13 protein-coding genes are annotated in these 14434 nt (G+C 67.7%); 2 read left to right on the forward strand and 11 right to left on the reverse strand.

Annotated features, from left to right (window positions below; genetic code table 11):
- Positions 1–270 precede the first annotated feature (270 nt).
- The 7 genes from scpB to AB4Y99_RS16025 form a co-directional block, all read right to left on the reverse strand.
- Entirely contained in the window at positions 271–969 is a 699-nt protein-coding gene (gene scpB, locus AB4Y99_RS15995; protein WP_441523988.1) for an SMC-Scp complex subunit ScpB, read from the reverse strand.
- Positions 966–1796: a segregation and condensation protein A gene (locus AB4Y99_RS16000; protein ID WP_051988285.1), complete on the reverse strand. Its 831-nt coding sequence runs from the start codon at positions 1794–1796 to the stop codon at positions 966–968. The genes scpB and AB4Y99_RS16000 overlap by 4 nt, the downstream gene beginning before the upstream one ends.
- Before the next feature lie 118 nt (positions 1797–1914).
- Positions 1915–2925 (reverse strand): beta-N-acetylhexosaminidase, encoded by a 1011-nt coding sequence (nagZ, locus tag AB4Y99_RS16005; protein WP_441523989.1) that lies wholly within the window; start codon positions 2923–2925, stop codon positions 1915–1917.
- Between the two features lie 94 nt (positions 2926–3019).
- Positions 3020–4114 (reverse strand): TRAP transporter substrate-binding protein, encoded by a 1095-nt coding sequence (locus AB4Y99_RS16010; RefSeq protein WP_038365551.1) that lies wholly within the window; start codon positions 4112–4114, stop codon positions 3020–3022.
- A gap of 229 nt (positions 4115–4343) precedes the next feature.
- Entirely contained in the window at positions 4344–5966 is a 1623-nt protein-coding gene (locus AB4Y99_RS16015; RefSeq protein ID WP_441523990.1) for an SPOR domain-containing protein, read from the reverse strand.
- A 100-nt stretch (positions 5967–6066) separates the two neighbouring features.
- Positions 6067–7833: an arginine--tRNA ligase gene (gene argS / locus AB4Y99_RS16020; protein WP_191124301.1), complete on the reverse strand. Its 1767-nt coding sequence runs from the start codon at positions 7831–7833 to the stop codon at positions 6067–6069.
- Between the two features lie 185 nt (positions 7834–8018).
- Positions 8019–9266 carry a deoxyguanosinetriphosphate triphosphohydrolase gene (locus AB4Y99_RS16025; protein ID WP_441523991.1) on the reverse strand — a complete coding sequence of 416 codons (1248 nt, stop codon included), beginning with the start codon at positions 9264–9266 and terminating at the stop codon, positions 8019–8021.
- Between the two features lie 86 nt (positions 9267–9352).
- On the opposite strand from AB4Y99_RS16025, the gene AB4Y99_RS16030 reads away from it, so the two are divergent.
- Positions 9353–9703, forward strand: a complete 351-nt coding sequence (locus AB4Y99_RS16030) for a HesB/IscA family protein (protein ID WP_038365549.1) — start codon at positions 9353–9355, stop codon at positions 9701–9703.
- A gap of 6 nt (positions 9704–9709) precedes the next feature.
- Here AB4Y99_RS16030 and AB4Y99_RS16035 read toward each other — a convergent pair whose 3' ends face one another.
- The 3 genes from AB4Y99_RS16035 to AB4Y99_RS16045 form a co-directional block, all read right to left on the reverse strand.
- The gene (locus tag AB4Y99_RS16035; RefSeq protein ID WP_441523992.1) at positions 9710–10699 is read right to left on the reverse strand and encodes an HD-GYP domain-containing protein; all 990 of its coding nucleotides are present in this window, start codon (positions 10697–10699) and stop codon (positions 9710–9712) included.
- A 329-nt stretch (positions 10700–11028) separates the two neighbouring features.
- Positions 11029–11643 carry a cold-shock protein gene (locus tag AB4Y99_RS16040; protein WP_441523993.1) on the reverse strand — a complete coding sequence of 205 codons (615 nt, stop codon included), beginning with the start codon at positions 11641–11643 and terminating at the stop codon, positions 11029–11031.
- Between the two features lie 196 nt (positions 11644–11839).
- A complete protein-coding gene (locus AB4Y99_RS16045) occupies positions 11840–12595 on the reverse strand; it encodes an SIR2 family NAD-dependent protein deacylase (protein ID WP_441523994.1) in 756 nt (251 codons plus the stop codon).
- Between the two features lie 107 nt (positions 12596–12702).
- On the opposite strand from AB4Y99_RS16045, the gene AB4Y99_RS16050 reads away from it, so the two are divergent.
- Positions 12703–13884, forward strand: a complete 1182-nt coding sequence (locus AB4Y99_RS16050) for an aminotransferase (RefSeq protein ID WP_441523995.1) — start codon at positions 12703–12705, stop codon at positions 13882–13884.
- Between the two features lie 144 nt (positions 13885–14028).
- Here the strand turns inward: AB4Y99_RS16050 and AB4Y99_RS16055 are convergent.
- The coding region (locus tag AB4Y99_RS16055; RefSeq protein ID WP_441523996.1) for a hypothetical protein at positions 14029–14434 on the reverse strand (406 nt) is incomplete at its 5' end.

The following is a 14434-nucleotide window of genomic DNA, read 5'->3' on the forward strand; positions in this document are numbered from 1 at the left end:
GCGCTGGGTCACGCCATCGAATCCGAGCGCCATCGGGATCGCGGCTCCCGCCGTCCCGCGCCGGCCCCAGCCGAGCCAGCTTCTCGCAGTTTCGCTTCCCGCCAATCCTTGTCCTCTCAGCAAATGGGCCGTCATCCCGGGCAGAGCGATGCCTAGACCCGGGATCCATGTCTGAACCGATCCAGGTAAGCTTCAGGCATGGATCCCGGATCGGCGCCGCCAGAGGCGGCTTGTCCGGGATGACCAGCGAGGAGAGCCGAGTGTTCGCCCTCACTCCTGTTGCGGGCCGCCCTCGCCGTCGTCAAGCGGGCTGAACAGATCGCCGAGCGGATCCTCGTCGTCGCGCAGACCCGGATCGTCATCGGGAACCGGCACGGTGAGGTCGCGCGTCAGCCGGCCCTCGATGAAGCCCGCCCCCTTCAATTCGTCGAGCCCCGGCAGGTCGTCGATGCGGTCGAGCCCGAAATGATCGAGAAAGCCGCGTGTCGTGCCATAGGTCACCGGCCGGCCCGGCGAGCGCCGCCGCCCGCGCAATCGCACCCAGCCGGCCTCGAGCAGGATGTCGAGCGTGCCCTTGGCCGTGGCGACGCCGCGGATCTCCTCGATCTCGGCGCGCGTCACCGGCTGGTGATAGGCGATGATCGCCAGCACTTCGAGGGCCGCCCGCGACAGCTTGCGCGGCGGCTCGGCCTCGGCGGCGAGCAGATAACCGAGATCGGATGCCGTCCTGAAAGCCCAGCCGCCGGCGACCTGCCGCAGATTGACGCCGCGCGCCACGTAGAACGCGACGAGACGAGCCAGGACCTGTCCGACATCGATTCCCGCCGGCACCGAGCGGCCGAGCTCCTCCTCCGACAGCGGCGCCGCGGAGGCGAAGAGCAGCGCCTCGACGATGCGCAGCGCCTGCGCGAAGGCTTCCGCCCCGCCGCCATCCTCCTCGTCGCGCGTCTCGGCCACCGCCGCCGTCATGAGGCGTCCTGTCCGACGAAGGGCAAGGCCGGCGGCCGGGCCGAGCGGCGGCGGACATGGATCGGCGCGAAGGCGTCGTCCTGCCGGATGTCGAGCATGCCTTCCCGCACCATCTCCAGCATGGCCGAGAGTGCCGACGCCCTGACAGTCGCCCTCATCTCGCCCACCGGCAGCCCATGCGCCTGCATGTAACGCGTCAGATAGGGGTCGATATCGGTCCAGTCCCCCGCTTCGCCGACGAGTTTCTGCAATGCCTCGCGCGCCTCGACCAGCGACCAGACGACGCGATGGCCGACCGAGATATGCCCCTGCACCCGCTTCTGCCGCTGATGCGCATAGGCCGCGAGCAGATCATAGAGTTCCGCCTCCCAGACCGGCCGGGCACCGGCGACGATCTCCTCCGGGGCGCCGCGCGCGAAGACATCCTGCCCCAGCCGCTCGCGCGCCGAGAGCTTGTTCGCCGCCGCCCGGATCGCCTCCAGCCGGCGCAGGCGCAAGGCGAGCGCCGTGGCGAGATCGGCCGCGCTCGGCTCCTCGCCCCTCGGCGGCTCGGGCAGCAGCAGGCGCGACTTGAGATAGGCGAGCCAGGCCGCCATCACGAGATAATCGGCCGCCAGTTCCAGCCTCAGCGCCCGCGCCTGCTCGACGAAGACGAGATACTGCTCGGCCAGCGCCAGGATGGAGATGCGGTGCAGGTCGACCTTCTGGCGGCGCGCGAGATCGAGCAGCAGGTCGAGCGGCCCTTCATAGCCGTCGACATCGACGACGAGCGCAGGCTCGTCCTCGCGCCGCGCGCGATCTTCCGCGAATGGCAAATCGGCCGTCATGCTGGCCTGCCCTCACCCGCCTTGCCCATCTCGCGCCGTCATTCCGGATGCCTCGAAGCGGAGATCCGGGATGGCCAGCGGGAAGATGTGATCAACCCCGTGGGACAGATTCGGCTTTTCAGCCGTCCAGCGCAAGGGCGCCGGCAACCTCGGCGCGCGCGGCGGTGACATCGAGAGGCTCGGGCTCGTGGCGGATGCGGCCGAGCGCGGCGGCGGCTCGGCGCGCGCGTGCGCCGGTCATCTCCGGCACCACCCCGGCGATGGCGACCATCTCCTCCATGATGCCGTGGCAATGCAGCACGACGTCGACCCCGGCGCGGATGGCGGCCCGGGCCTTCGCCTCGAACGTGCCGGAGAGTGCCTTCATCGAGATGTCGTCGGTCATGATCAGCCCGTCGAAGCCGATCTCCTCGCGCATGATCCCGCGCACGATCTTCCGCGACACGGTGGCCGGGTGCTTCGGATCGAGCGCAGTGAAGACCACATGCGCCGTCATTGCCAGCGGCATGTCGGCGAGATGGCGGAACGGCCGGAAATCATGCGCCCTGAGCTCGTCGAGCGTCGCATCCACCACCGGCAGGTCGTGGTGGCTATCCGCCCGCGCCCGGCCATGGCCGGGCATGTGCTTGACGACCGGCAGCACGCCGCCGGCGAGAAGCCCTTCCGCCGCCGCCCGGCCGAGGCGCGCCACCTGGTCCGGCTCATAGGCGTAGGCGCGGTCGCCGATGACGTCGTGGCTGCCGGCGACTGGCACGTCGAGCACCGGAAGGCAGTCGACATCGATGCCGACGCTTTTCAGGTCATGCGCCATCAGCCGTGCCGAAAGCCGCACGATCTCGCGCTGGTGCACCGCATCGTTGATGGTCAGGAAGGCCCGCGCCGACGGGTATTTCGGCCAGTTCGGCGGCCCCATGCGCTGCACGCGGCCGCCTTCCTGATCGATCAGGATCGGCGCCTTCCAGCCGACGGTCTCGCGCATCTCGGCCGTCAAGGCCGCGACCTGCTCGGGCGACTGCGTGTTGCGCCGGAACAGGATGAAGCCCCAGGGACGGGCATCACGGAAGAAGGCGCGCTCGTCGGGCGTGAGGCTTGTGCCGAGGCAGCCGGCGATGAAGGCGCGCGAGGTCATGGCACCGGGTTAGAAACTGGCGCGGGCGCGGTCAAGCACCACGCGTCCCCTCCCCCGCTTGCGGCGGGGAGGGAACGGCGGAGTGCCGACCGCCTCACTTGATCTGTTGGAAGTTCTGCGCGTTGAAGGCGTCGAAGGGCAGCTCCGCGATGCGGAACCAGAGCTGCTCCTTCTTCCAATAGGGCAGGAAGGAATCGTAGAAGGTCTTGAACTGCGGGTTGCTGGCGGCGAGCTCCGCATACATGGCGAAGGCCTCCTTATAGGCGGCCGCCATCACCTCCTGCGGGAAGGCGCGCAGCTCGGCCCCGGTGCCGACCAGCCGCACCAGCGCATCCGGGTTGCCGTGATCGTATTTGGCGACGCAGAGCGCGTTGGCCTCGGCGCAGGCCGCCTCGAGAATCGCCTTGTAGGACGCCGGCAGCGCGTTCCACTTATCGAGGTTGGCGATGAAGCTGACGTTGGCGTTGCCCTCCCAGAAACCGGGATAGTAGTAATATTTCGCCACCCGGACGAAGCCGAGCTTCTCGTCGTCGAACGGCCCGGAGAACTCGACCGCGTCGAGCGTGCCGCGCTCCAGCGCCGGATAGATGTCGGCCCCGCCGATGGTCTGCGGCACCACGCCGAGCCGCGCCATGATCCGCCCGCCGAGCCCGGCGATGCGGAACTTCAGCCCCTTCAGATCCTCGAGCGTCTTGATCTCCTTGCGGAACCAGCCGCCCATCTGCGCGCCGGTGTTTCCCGAGGGGATCGTGTAGCAGTTATAGGTCTTCATGAAGGCGCGGCAGAGCTCGAGCCCGCCGCCCTGATAGAGCCAGGCGTTCTGCTGGCGGGTGTTGAAGCCGAAGGGCAGCGAGGTCTCGAAGGCGAAGGCCGGATCCTTGCCGATATAGAAGCTCGACAGCGTGTGGCTGCATTCGACCGTGCCGTTCTGCACCGCGTCGAGCGCCTGCAGCGCCGGCACGATCTCGCCCGGCGCGAAGACCTGGATCTGGAAATTGTTGTCGGTCGCCTCCGCCACGCGCTTGGCGACATGGGTCGAGATTCCATAGAGCGTGTCGAGGCTCTTGGGATAGCTTGAGGTCAACCGCCAGCTGATCTTGGGCTGAGACTGCGCGAGCGCCGGCGCCGCGATGGCGGCGCTGCCGGCGGCGCCCACACCGGCGACCTTGACGAAGTTGCGACGATCCATGGGTATCCTCCAGCTGGTGCTTTGCGTCGCGCCGGCGGCACGCGGCCTTCCGACGCATCGTTGATTGTTGTCAGCTAAGTCGCATGCGCCTTCGGGCGCGACAAGTATGCCCGGCGCCATGCCTGCTCGCACGAAAAGCGCAGGCGGCCRGAGCATGGACGCAGCGAGACGGCCAAACAAAAGGGCAGCGCCCGAAGGCGCTGCCCTTTCATGGCGAGACGAGGCTGTCTCAGTTCTTGGCGATGAAGCACTGRCCGCCSGCRGCCTGAAGCGCCGAGCACATCGAGGTGGCGTCATCGCGGGAATAAGGCCCGACGCGCAGGCGATAGACCGTCTTGCCGCCAGCGAGCTCCGTCTTGCGGACGATCGGCGACTGACCGCCGAGCTGCTGCGGATATTTGCGCTGCAGCGCCGCGAAGGTCGCCCGCGCCTCCTGCTCACTGCCCGGCGCCCCGAGCTGGACCACGAAATCGCCGGTTCCGGCGCGGATCGCGGCGTTGGCGGGAGCCGGCGTCGGAGCGGCAGGCGCTGCGCTGGCGAGGCGGGTCGGAGCGGCGGGCGTGGTCGCGGCCGGCGGTGTCGTCGCGCGCTCCTGCGGCTTCGGCGCAGCCGGCGGCGGCACGGCGGCCGCGATCGGCAGATTCGCACTGGCCGGGCTGCCCGCGATCGAGCGGCTCGGCGCCGAGCCAGTCGCGATCGGGCGGTTGCCATTGGCGTCGGCAGCGGCCGCCTGCGCCGGCGAGCCGTCGGGACGGATCGAGACGGTGCGGACCTTGCGCGGCTCGCCGAGGCCCGGCACCGGCGGCATCGGGGTCAAGGCGGGCTCGGGCATTACGATGCTGCGCTCGGCGCCACCAGGTGTCGGGACGGTGGCGGTTTCGCTCGAAGCGGTGCCCGGTCCGGGCAGAACCACCCGCGAGGGCATCGAGCGGGCCGCTTGCTGGATGTCAACCGGCTGCTCCTGGCTGTCGACGAGCTTGGTTTTGCCCTGCGGGTCTTCGGCGGAGCGCTCGTAGATCTGCTTGTTCTGGTTCGGAATTTCCCGGCCGCCTGGATTGGCGGGCTCGACCTTGACCGGGCCGCTATCGGCCGCGATCACCGGCGGCGCGCCGCTCTTCGAAGACGAGCCGCCGCGCAGCAGCATGGTTCCGCCGACGCCGATGACGCCAATGGCGATCACCGCAGCCGCCGCCCAGAGGCCCTTGCGAGAGCGCCGGGGCTCGAGATCGGGCAGGTCGTCTTCGGCATATTGAGGATGGTAGGTCTGCTGCCGCGCATCGAAGCCCTGGTCCGAAGCCTCGGCGTCATAGGCGGGTTCCTGCTGATAGACCGGCGCCCGGTAGAAGCCCTGCTCCTCGTCAAGGTCGCGCGCGGCTGGTGCCCCTTGGGCCGGCACCGGCCGGGAATAGGCGGCCGGCTCGGGATGAGCGTAATCCTGCTCCGCGGGCTCGTCGTCGTATTGATACTGTTGCCGGGGCTGAACCGGCGCGGCCGCGGGCTTGCGCTCGGGCTCGGTCCGGCGCAACAGGGCCTCGAACTCGTCGAGGGCGCCGCGCATCTCGGCCGGCGGCTCGGCGACGGGCGAAGGAGCCTGCGCCGTACGCGGCGGCACATAGACGGGCTGCTGCGGCACCACGGCGAAGCTGGGCTCCTGGCGCGTCGCCGGCGCAGCAGGCTGCTGCCTGCGCTCGGTGAAGATGTCCTTGAGCGGATCGTCCTGACTGACGATACGGGTCAGCTCCGCCAGCGGATCGGGCGAGTGCGCGGGGCGCTGCGCCTGCCCTGCCCCCCGAAGCTGGCGCTCGAGATCCTCGAGATCGAGCGCGAAACGATTCCTAGCTGGCTCACTCATGGTACGATCCATTCCAGCACAAGCCGCTTCCCCCTATGGAAGAACCGGGAACTCTGTGCGGTCAACCTGACCTTGTGCGCGCCGCCGGAATAGTGCCCCGTCAGCGCATCTCTTCCGGCGCCGCAACTCCGGCGACCGCCAGACCGGAAGCAAGGACGCTGCGCACCGCATGCACGAACGCCAATCTCGCCAAGGTCGACTTTCGATCAGTTTGATTAACGAACCGTAATTGCGGCGAGTCTTTGCCCTTGTTCCAGAGAGAATGGAACGCGCTCGCCAGTTCATGCACGAAGAATGCCACGCGATGCGGCTCGTGGGCCGTGGCCGCGCCTTCGATGATCCGCGGATAGGCGGCGATCATCTTCACGATGCCGACCTCGGCCTCATCCACCAGAATCGACAGATCCGCCTGCGACAATGCGGCGGGGGACAGGTCGAGATCGGGGAACGCCTCGCGGGCCTGCCGGAAGATCGAGGCGCAGCGCGCATGGGCATACTGGACATAGAAGACGGGATTGTCCTTCGACTGCTCGACCACTTTCGCAAGATCGAAGTCCAGGGTCGCGTCGTTCTTGCGGAAGATCATCATGAAGCGCACCGCGTCGCGGCCGACCTCGTCGATGACCTCGCGCAGCGTGACGAAGTCGCCGGAGCGCTTCGACATGCGCACCTGCTCGCCATTGCGCAGCAGCCTGACGAGCTGGCAGAGCTTGACGTCGAGCGAGCCCTCCCCGTTGGTCACGGCCTTCACCGCGGCCTGCATCCGCTTGACGTAACCGCCATGGTCGGCGCCCCAGACGTCGATCATCTCGGCAAAGCCGCGCGTGAACTTCGAGCGGTGATAGGCGATGTCGTTGGCGAAATAGGTATAGCTGCCGTCCGACTTGAGCAGCGGCCGGTCGACATCGTCGCCGAACTGCGTGGCGCGGAACAGCGTCTGCTCGCGATCCTCCCAGTCCTCGTCCTTCTGGCCCTTGGGCGGCGGCAGGCGGCCTTCATAGACCAGGTCACGCGCGCGCAGATCCTCGATCGTCTCAGCGACGGCATCCTTGTTGCCGTCGACGGCCTGCAGCGAGCGCTCCGAGAAGAAGACGTCGTGGACGACGCCGAGCGCGGCGAGATCGTCGCGGATCATCGCCATCATGCCGTCGATGGCGGCCTGCCGGACGAGCGGCAGCCACTCGCTCTCGGATTTGTCCTTCAGCGCCGGACCGTACTGCTTCGCCAGCGTCTCGCCGACCGATTTGAGGTAGTCGCCCGGATAGAGCCCCTCGGGAATCGCCCCGATATCCTCGCCCAGCGCCTCGCGATAACGCAGGAAGGCCGAGCGGGCGAGCACGTCGACCTGCGCGCCGGCATCGTTGATGTAGTATTCGCGCGTCACATCATGGCCGGCGAAGGCGAGCAGGCGGGCGAGCGCGTCGCCGAACACCGCGCCGCGGCCATGGCCGACATGCATCGGCCCGGTCGGATTGGCCGAGACGTATTCGACATTGATCTTCGGCGCAGGCTTGGCCCTGCCGCGGCCATAGTCGAGACCCGTCTCGATCGCGGATTTCAGGATCGCAGTGAACACCGCCGGCTGCAGCGTCAGATTGATGAAGCCCGGCCCGGCGATCTCGGCCTTTGCGATCTCGGGATCGCGCGACAACTCCTCCACCAGCAACGCGGCCAGCGCGCGCGGATTGGTGCCGGCCTCCTTGGCGAGCACCATCGCGGCGTTGGTGGCGAGGTCGCCATGCGCCGGGTCCTTGGTCGGCTCGACCACGACACGCCCGAGATTGAGCCCGGCGGGAAGCGCGCTTCGCTCGGCAAGCGCCCAGAGCGCGGCGTGAAGGCGAGCGGAATAGGTCTCGAACAGGTTCATCGTGGTCATCTTGTCGGCAGGAAACTTCCGAGCCCTCATCCTGAGGAGCGTTCTGCGAAGCGCGTCTCGAAGGATGATCCAGGAGGCTCCGGAAACCGCTGGAGCATCCTTCGAGACGCGGCCTTCGGCCGCTCCTCAGGATGAGGGCTCACCAAGCTCGAACATTTTTGTACGGCCGCCCGGCCCTATCGCAGCGAGGGGGTGACGTCAAACAGGCGGCGATGCTCGTCGAGCGCGTACCAGTCGGTCATGCCGGCGATATAGTCGGCGATACGGCGCATCCGGCGATGCTCATCGAGCCCGTCGCAACCCGCCGCCCACTCCTGCGGCATCGCCAAGGGATCGGCGCTGAAGCGCGCAAACAGCTCCCGCACCACCTGCGCGGCCTGGGCGCGGATCGGCGCGATGCGCGGATGACGGTACATATTGGGGTAGAGAAAGCCCTTGATGTCCCGGTCGGCCGCCTCGATCGCCGCGGAGAAGGCCACGACCGGCTGCCCTGCCCGCCTGATCGCATCGGCCTCAGTGGGCGCGAGCGCCTCGAGCCGCCGCTGCGATTCTGCGATCACATCCTCGACGAAGCGGGTGATGACGCGCCTGACGAGCTCATTGGTCAGGCGCGCTTTTTCGAGCCCCGGATGCAGCCGCTCGATCTCGTCGAGCAGCCCGGCCAGGAACGGCACCGAGCGCAGGGCGGCATGGCCGRACAGCCCGGCCCGCAAGCCATCGTCAATGTCGTGGGCGTTGTAGGCGATGTCGTCGGCGAGCGCGGCGGCCTGCGCTTCGGCCGACGCATAGCTGTCTAGCCAGAGATCCTGCCGATGCTGGTATTCGACAATCGCCGCCGGAATGCCGGTTTTGGCGTAGCGCGCCGTCGGCTTCCCTTCGGGGTCGAGCAGCGGGCCGTTGTGCTTGACCAGCCCTTCCAGCGTCTCCCAGCTCAGGTTGAGCCCGTCGAAATCGGCATAGCGTTGCTCGAGCCGGGTCACGATCCTCAGCGTCTGGGCGTTGTGGTCGAAACCGCCGAACCCCGCCATGCATTCGTCGAGCGCATCCTCGCCGGTATGGCCGAAGGGCGTGTGGCCGAGGTCATGGGCCAGCGCCAGCGCCTCGGCCAGATCCTCGTCGAGACCGAGCGCGCGCGCCAGCGCGCGGGCGATCTGGGCCACCTCGATCGTGTGGGTCAGCCGCGTGCGGTAATGGTCGCCCTCATGCGAGACGAAGACCTGCGTCTTGTGCTTGAGCCGTCGGAAGGCGGTCGAATGGATGATGCGGTCGCGATCGCGCTGGAATTCGCCCCGCGTCGCCGAGGCGGGCTCACCGACGAGCCGGCCGCGGCTCATGCTGGAGCGGCACGCATAAGGAGCGCGCCAGCGCTCACCGGGCTCAGCGCCCGCTGAGAAGACCGATGTCGGGATGTGCGGATGCGGCATGGCAGCCTCGTCGCCGCCCCGTGCTTGTAGAGGCGCTGCCGGGCCATTACCTTTACGGACAACCAGGGTGCAAGGAACATCTGCCCATGTCGACCGATCTTGCGGTCAACCCGCGCGGCATCGCGGTGACGGCAAACGCCGCGAAACGGATTCTCTCGGTGATGGCAAAGGAGCCGCCGGGCGCGATGCTGCGCGTCAGCGTCGCCGGCGGCGGCTGCTCCGGCTTCCAATATGTCTTCGATATCGAGGAGAAGAAAGCGCCCGACGATCTCGTCATCGAGCGCGATGGCGCGACCGTCGTGATCGACGAAACCTCGCTCGACCTGCTCGAAGGCTGCACCATCGACTTCGTCGACGACCTGATCGGCCAGTCCTTCCGGATCACCAATCCGAACGCAACCAGCTCCTGCGGCTGCGGCACGTCCTTCGCGGTCTGAGCCGGTTCAGGCCGCGTCCTCGGCCGCAGCGCTGGCCGCAGGCCGCGCCGTCATCTTGCCCAGCCGCGCCACGGAGCTGCTCAGGACCACATTGCCGAAGGCGCGCAAGAGGTCGCGGTCGAGCTTGTCGCCCATGCCGATCAATGTGGCGAAGGCTTCCTCCGGCGACATGGGTGCCTTGTAGGAACGGCGTTCGATCAGCGCGGCATAGATGTCGCAGATCGTGATCATCCGGACCGGATCGGGAATTCTGTCGGCGCCGATGCCATGCGGGTAGCCGGAGCCGTCGAGCATCTCGTGATGCGACAGCACGGCGGCGAGCACCGCCGGCGCGAAACCGCCCTGCGCGACCAGCATGTCGTGCCCGATCTGCGGGTGCTGGCAGATGACGGCACGCTCCGCCGGCGTCAGGCGTCCTGGCTTGCGCAGGATCTCGAGCGGGATTCGCGCCTTGCCGACATCATGCAGCACGGCGGCCGTCGTCATCAATTGCCGGTCGCTCTCGCCGAAGCCGAGCTTGCGGGCGAAGGCGGCGACCAGTCCAGAGACCAGAAGGCAGTGCTGGTAGGTGGCGTCGTCATGCTGCCAGACCATATCCAGCCAGGCATCGAGATTGCCGTCATCGGCCGCCCGGTTGATCGCCTCGACACTGTCGTTGATCGCCTGAACGGGCAGCGGCCCGTCGGAGCCGGCGGCTTCGAGCAGGCCGGCGAATGCGGCGGAAGCCCTGACGAATCGCCGCTGCAGAACCGTTTCCGGCCCACTGTCCCGCAGCAAACCGAGCATGGCCCCGACCTTGTCGAGCAGCGCCGACGGCGGCGTTTCGGCCGGCAGGATCGCCTGGGCCCCGAGGGCGTTGGCCTGCATCTGGCTGCGCGGTGACATGTCCCGCAGAAGGAAGAGGAAGGGGGCGCCGGACTGTCGGTGAGGCGCGAGCGCCGCGCTCGCCGAGACGATCGTCGCGGGCCGGGAGAGATCGAGATCGACGATGAGCAAACGACCAGCAGCCTTGCGGATCTCCTCGATCTCCGCGGGGTCAAAGGCCCTGCACGCTCCCCAGACCGAGAGCGCGCGTTGCAGCGACTGACGCTGCTGATCACGATCGCTGACGAGAAGGACGATGGCGCTAGGTCTCCGGCAAGACCTCCATCTTAGCCCGGCCGATTGACGAAGCGTAAAAACCGCAGCCGGAATTCGCGCCAGGCGGGTGCCGGCGCGATAAAAAACCGGCAAGGGACGATAACCTTGCCGGCGTGCTTACCGGATTCTCAATTTAGAGCTCCCAACAACCCCAGAGGGGTTTCGATGGGGTTTGTCGAAGGCCCTCAGTGCGATGCAGCGGCGCCGCCCGGCTCGAGCCGAATCTCCGCAGCCATGAGCCCCTTCGGCCCCGGTCCGTAGCGCACCAGCACGGTCTGTCCCGGAATGAGCTCGACGAGCCCGTAGCGGCGCAGCGTCTCCATATGCACGAACACGTCCGGCGCCCCTTCGCCCTTCGAGACGAAGCCGAAGCCGCGCAGCCGGTTGAACCACTTCACCACCATCGGCTCCAGGCCGCTCGTCGGCGCCACGGTGACGTTGGTGCGGGCGAGCGGCATCTCCGAGGGATGCCGCGCCACTGTCGTATCGATCGAGAGAACGCGGACCGCCTGACGCCCCCGCGGCTTCTCGACCGCCTCGAGCACGATGCGAGCGCCTTCCGCTATCGCATTGAATCCGTCGCGTTTCAGGGTCGTGACATGGAGCAGCACATCCGCCCCGCCGGTCTCGGGAACGACGAAGCCGTAGCCCTTCGACACGTCGAACCATTTGACGTAGCCGCTGGTCTCGACCGGGACCTCCGAGGCGTGAGGGCTTGGCCCATCGAGGCGCACGACACGGTTGAGTGACTGGATGGGACCCATCGGTGGTCGCCCGCTCTCACCGAATTCGTCGGACATTTGCCGCTCACCCCACGCAGAACGTCTTGATTCGTGACATTACGATAGCACTGCTGCGGATTCGGGGAACACCCCCGAAGATCTCGTCCACATAATCTCCAGCGGAAAGTTCACTTTTCCATCGGGAAAGCTGGAGCCGTGAGCGAGTCGGTGCCTTGTCCCGGATCGGCGCGGCCCTGCGGTGCAGGCCTGTCGCTCAGGACAGGAGCGGCGCCAGGGCCTTGCCGCTTTCGGCCCGGATCACGAGATCGGCGATCGCGTCGAGCTCCGTCGGCTCGCGGTTGAGGATGACGAGCCTCGCCCCCTGCCGTTTGGCGATGACGGGCAACGTCGCCGCCGGAAAGACCACGAGCGACGAGCCGACGACGAGGAAGAGGTCGCATTCCAGCGCCATTCCTTGCGCCCGCATCATCGCCTCCTGCGGCATCGCCTGCCCGAAGGAGATCGTCGCGGATTTCACCGGCCCGGTGCACATCAAACAGGACGGCGGCTCGCCCGTCGCCTCGAAGGCCGGCCGGATCGCGGCGAGCTCATGCCGCCAGCCGCAATCGAGGCAGGTCGCATAGGTGCCGTTGCCGTGAAGTTCGATCACCTGCTCCTCCGGCACGCCGGAAGCCTGGTGCAGCCCGTCGATGTTCTGCGTCACGATGGCGGGCGAGCGCCCATCCGCCACGAGTCGCGCCAAAGCGCGATGGCCGATATTGGGCTGCGCGTCGCGGTAATGGTCGTCCATCGTGAATTTGCGTCGCCAGGCCTCCCTGCGCGCCTCTCGGCTCGTCACGAAGGCCTCGAACGGGATCGGCTTGTTGACCATCCAGGGCGAGCCCGGCGAGCGGAAATCCGGCACGCCCGATTCGGTCGAGATGCCCGCGCCGGTAAAGCTGACGATCCGGTCCGCGCGATCCAGCATGGCATGCAGCTCGGCGATCGCATCCTCTGTCTCGTCCTGCATCGGCTCGCCCGGTTTATGGAAGTGGAACACCTCCAGATATGGAACGCTGCTGCGACGCTTCCAAGGCGATTGACGCAAGGCCGGCGCCGCAGCAAACCAGACAGACCATGCCGACACTCACTCCCGCGCTGAATCCCGACCTGATCGATACCGGCACTCCGCCGATTCCGGAGGCACAGGGCTGGGCCACGTCCTATGACGGCCGCCATGGACCGCTGATCGACCTGTCGCAGGCCGTGCCCGGCTCGGCCCCGCCGGAAGCGCTGCTGCGGAAGCTGGCGGAAGCGGCGGCGGAGCCCGGCAGCGCCCGCTATGGCGGCATCACCGGCGATGCCGCTTTGCGTGAGGCCTATGCCGCCGAGATCGCGGGCATCTATGGCGCGCCCTTCACGCCGGCGGAGATCGCGATCACGTCGGGCTGCAACCAGGCCTATGTCGTGACGATGATGGCGCTGGCCCGGGCCGGCGACAACGTGCTGCTGCCGACGCCCTGGTATTTCAACCACGAGATGACGCTGACCATGCTCGGCGTCGAGGCGCGCCCGCTGCCCTGCACGCCCGAATCCGGCTTCGTGCCGGATGTCGCCACTGCCGAGGCGCTGATCGACGAACGCACCCGCGCCATTGTGCTGGTGACGCCGAACAACCCGACCGGCGCCGTCTATCCGCCGCAGACCATCGCCGCCTTCGCCGCGCTCTGCGCAAGGCGCGGCCTCTGGCTCGTGCTCGACGAAACCTATCGCGACTTCCTGCCCGAGGGCCTTGCCAGGCCGCATGAGGTTTTCTGCGCAAGCGACTGGCAGGATTCCGTGATCGGCCTCTACAGCTTCTCGAAGGCCTATGCCGTTCCGGGCTGGCGCCTCGGCGCGATCACGGCCGGCGAACAAGTCCTCGCCCAGATCGGCAAGGTGCTCGACTGCGTGCAGATCAGCCCCGTCCGGGCCGGTCAGGCCGCCGTGACCTGGGGCATCGACGGCATCCGCGACTGGCGCGAGCGCAACCGCGCCGAGATCAACACCCGCGCCGGCCTCTTCCGCGAGACTCTGGCGCCGCTGAACGGCTGGCGCGTGCTCTCGGCCGGAGCCTATTTCGCCTATGTCGCGCATCCCTTCGCGGGCGCAAAGGCGGCCGAAATCGTCCGCCGGCTGGCGCAGGAGCGCGGCGTGCTCGCCCTGCCCGGCCCCTATTTCGGCCCCGGACAGGAAAACCATCTGCGCATCGCCATCGCCAATGTCGCCGCCGACCGGATCGGATTGCTGGGCGAGCGGCTCAGAGACTTTTCGTTCTGATCTGATCTGAACGCCGTCATCCCGGACAAGCCGCGATAGCGGCGCTGATCCGGGATCCATCGAAGGGCGCTGCGCTCCATGATGGATTCCGGGCCTCCGCTTCGCTCCGCCCGGAATGACACGATGGTTCCAGGGCCTAAAGGCTTACCGAAACATCTCCGCATAACGGTCCCGGTAGGCCCAGACCAGCGGCAGCCCCAGGACGACGAGGACCGCCGCCACCGGCAGACCCTGCGGGTTGATCGTGGCGTGGAAGAGCACGATTACCGCCATCACCGGCGCGATCAGCGCGAGCCCGAAGGCCGGCACGACGTTGGAGATCAGGCTCAGGCCCCCGGTCAGGTTGATCGCCTTCACGAAGGGCCAGAAGAAGCCGGAATCCTGCAAGGCCGCCTCGAAGGCAGCGCCCCGCGCGCTGGTCGGCGGATGGATCAGGTTCATGCCCGTAGCGAGCCACCAGAAACCGTCGACGGCGCTGATGAGGAAAATCAGCCCAAGCAGGATGCGCGGGGCGGTGACGAGAAGAAAATTCTTCATGGGAATCCAGGCC

Source organism: Allobosea sp. TAB14 (genome assembly GCF_052113865.1).
GTDB classification, from domain to species: Bacteria; Pseudomonadota; Alphaproteobacteria; order Rhizobiales; family Beijerinckiaceae; genus Allobosea; species Allobosea spartocytisi.

What these genes read in the sequence shown, in the direction of transcription:
- AB4Y99_RS16010 (WP_038365551.1), bottom strand. Translation starts at nt 4,114, where the DNA reads ATGGATCGTCGCAACTTCGTCAAGGTCGCCGGTGTGGGCGCCGCCGGC.
- AB4Y99_RS16030 (WP_038365549.1), top strand. Translation starts at nt 9,353, where the DNA reads ATGTCGACCGATCTTGCGGTCAACCCGCGCGGCATCGCGGTGACGGCA.
- argS (WP_191124301.1), bottom strand. Translation starts at nt 7,833, where the DNA reads ATGAACCTGTTCGAGACCTATTCCGCTCGCCTTCACGCCGCGCTCTGG.
- nagZ (WP_441523989.1), bottom strand. Translation starts at nt 2,925, where the DNA reads ATGACCTCGCGCGCCTTCATCGCCGGCTGCCTCGGCACAAGCCTCACG.
- scpB (WP_441523988.1), bottom strand. Translation starts at nt 969, where the DNA reads ATGACGGCGGCGGTGGCCGAGACGCGCGACGAGGAGGATGGCGGCGGG.
- AB4Y99_RS16045 (WP_441523994.1), bottom strand. Translation starts at nt 12,595, where the DNA reads ATGCAGGACGAGACAGAGGATGCGATCGCCGAGCTGCATGCCATGCTG.
- AB4Y99_RS16000 (WP_051988285.1), bottom strand. Translation starts at nt 1,796, where the DNA reads ATGACGGCCGATTTGCCATTCGCGGAAGATCGCGCGCGGCGCGAGGAC.
- AB4Y99_RS16040 (WP_441523993.1), bottom strand. Translation starts at nt 11,643, where the DNA reads ATGTCCGACGAATTCGGTGAGAGCGGGCGACCACCGATGGGTCCCATC.
- AB4Y99_RS16050 (WP_441523995.1), top strand. Translation starts at nt 12,703, where the DNA reads ATGCCGACACTCACTCCCGCGCTGAATCCCGACCTGATCGATACCGGC.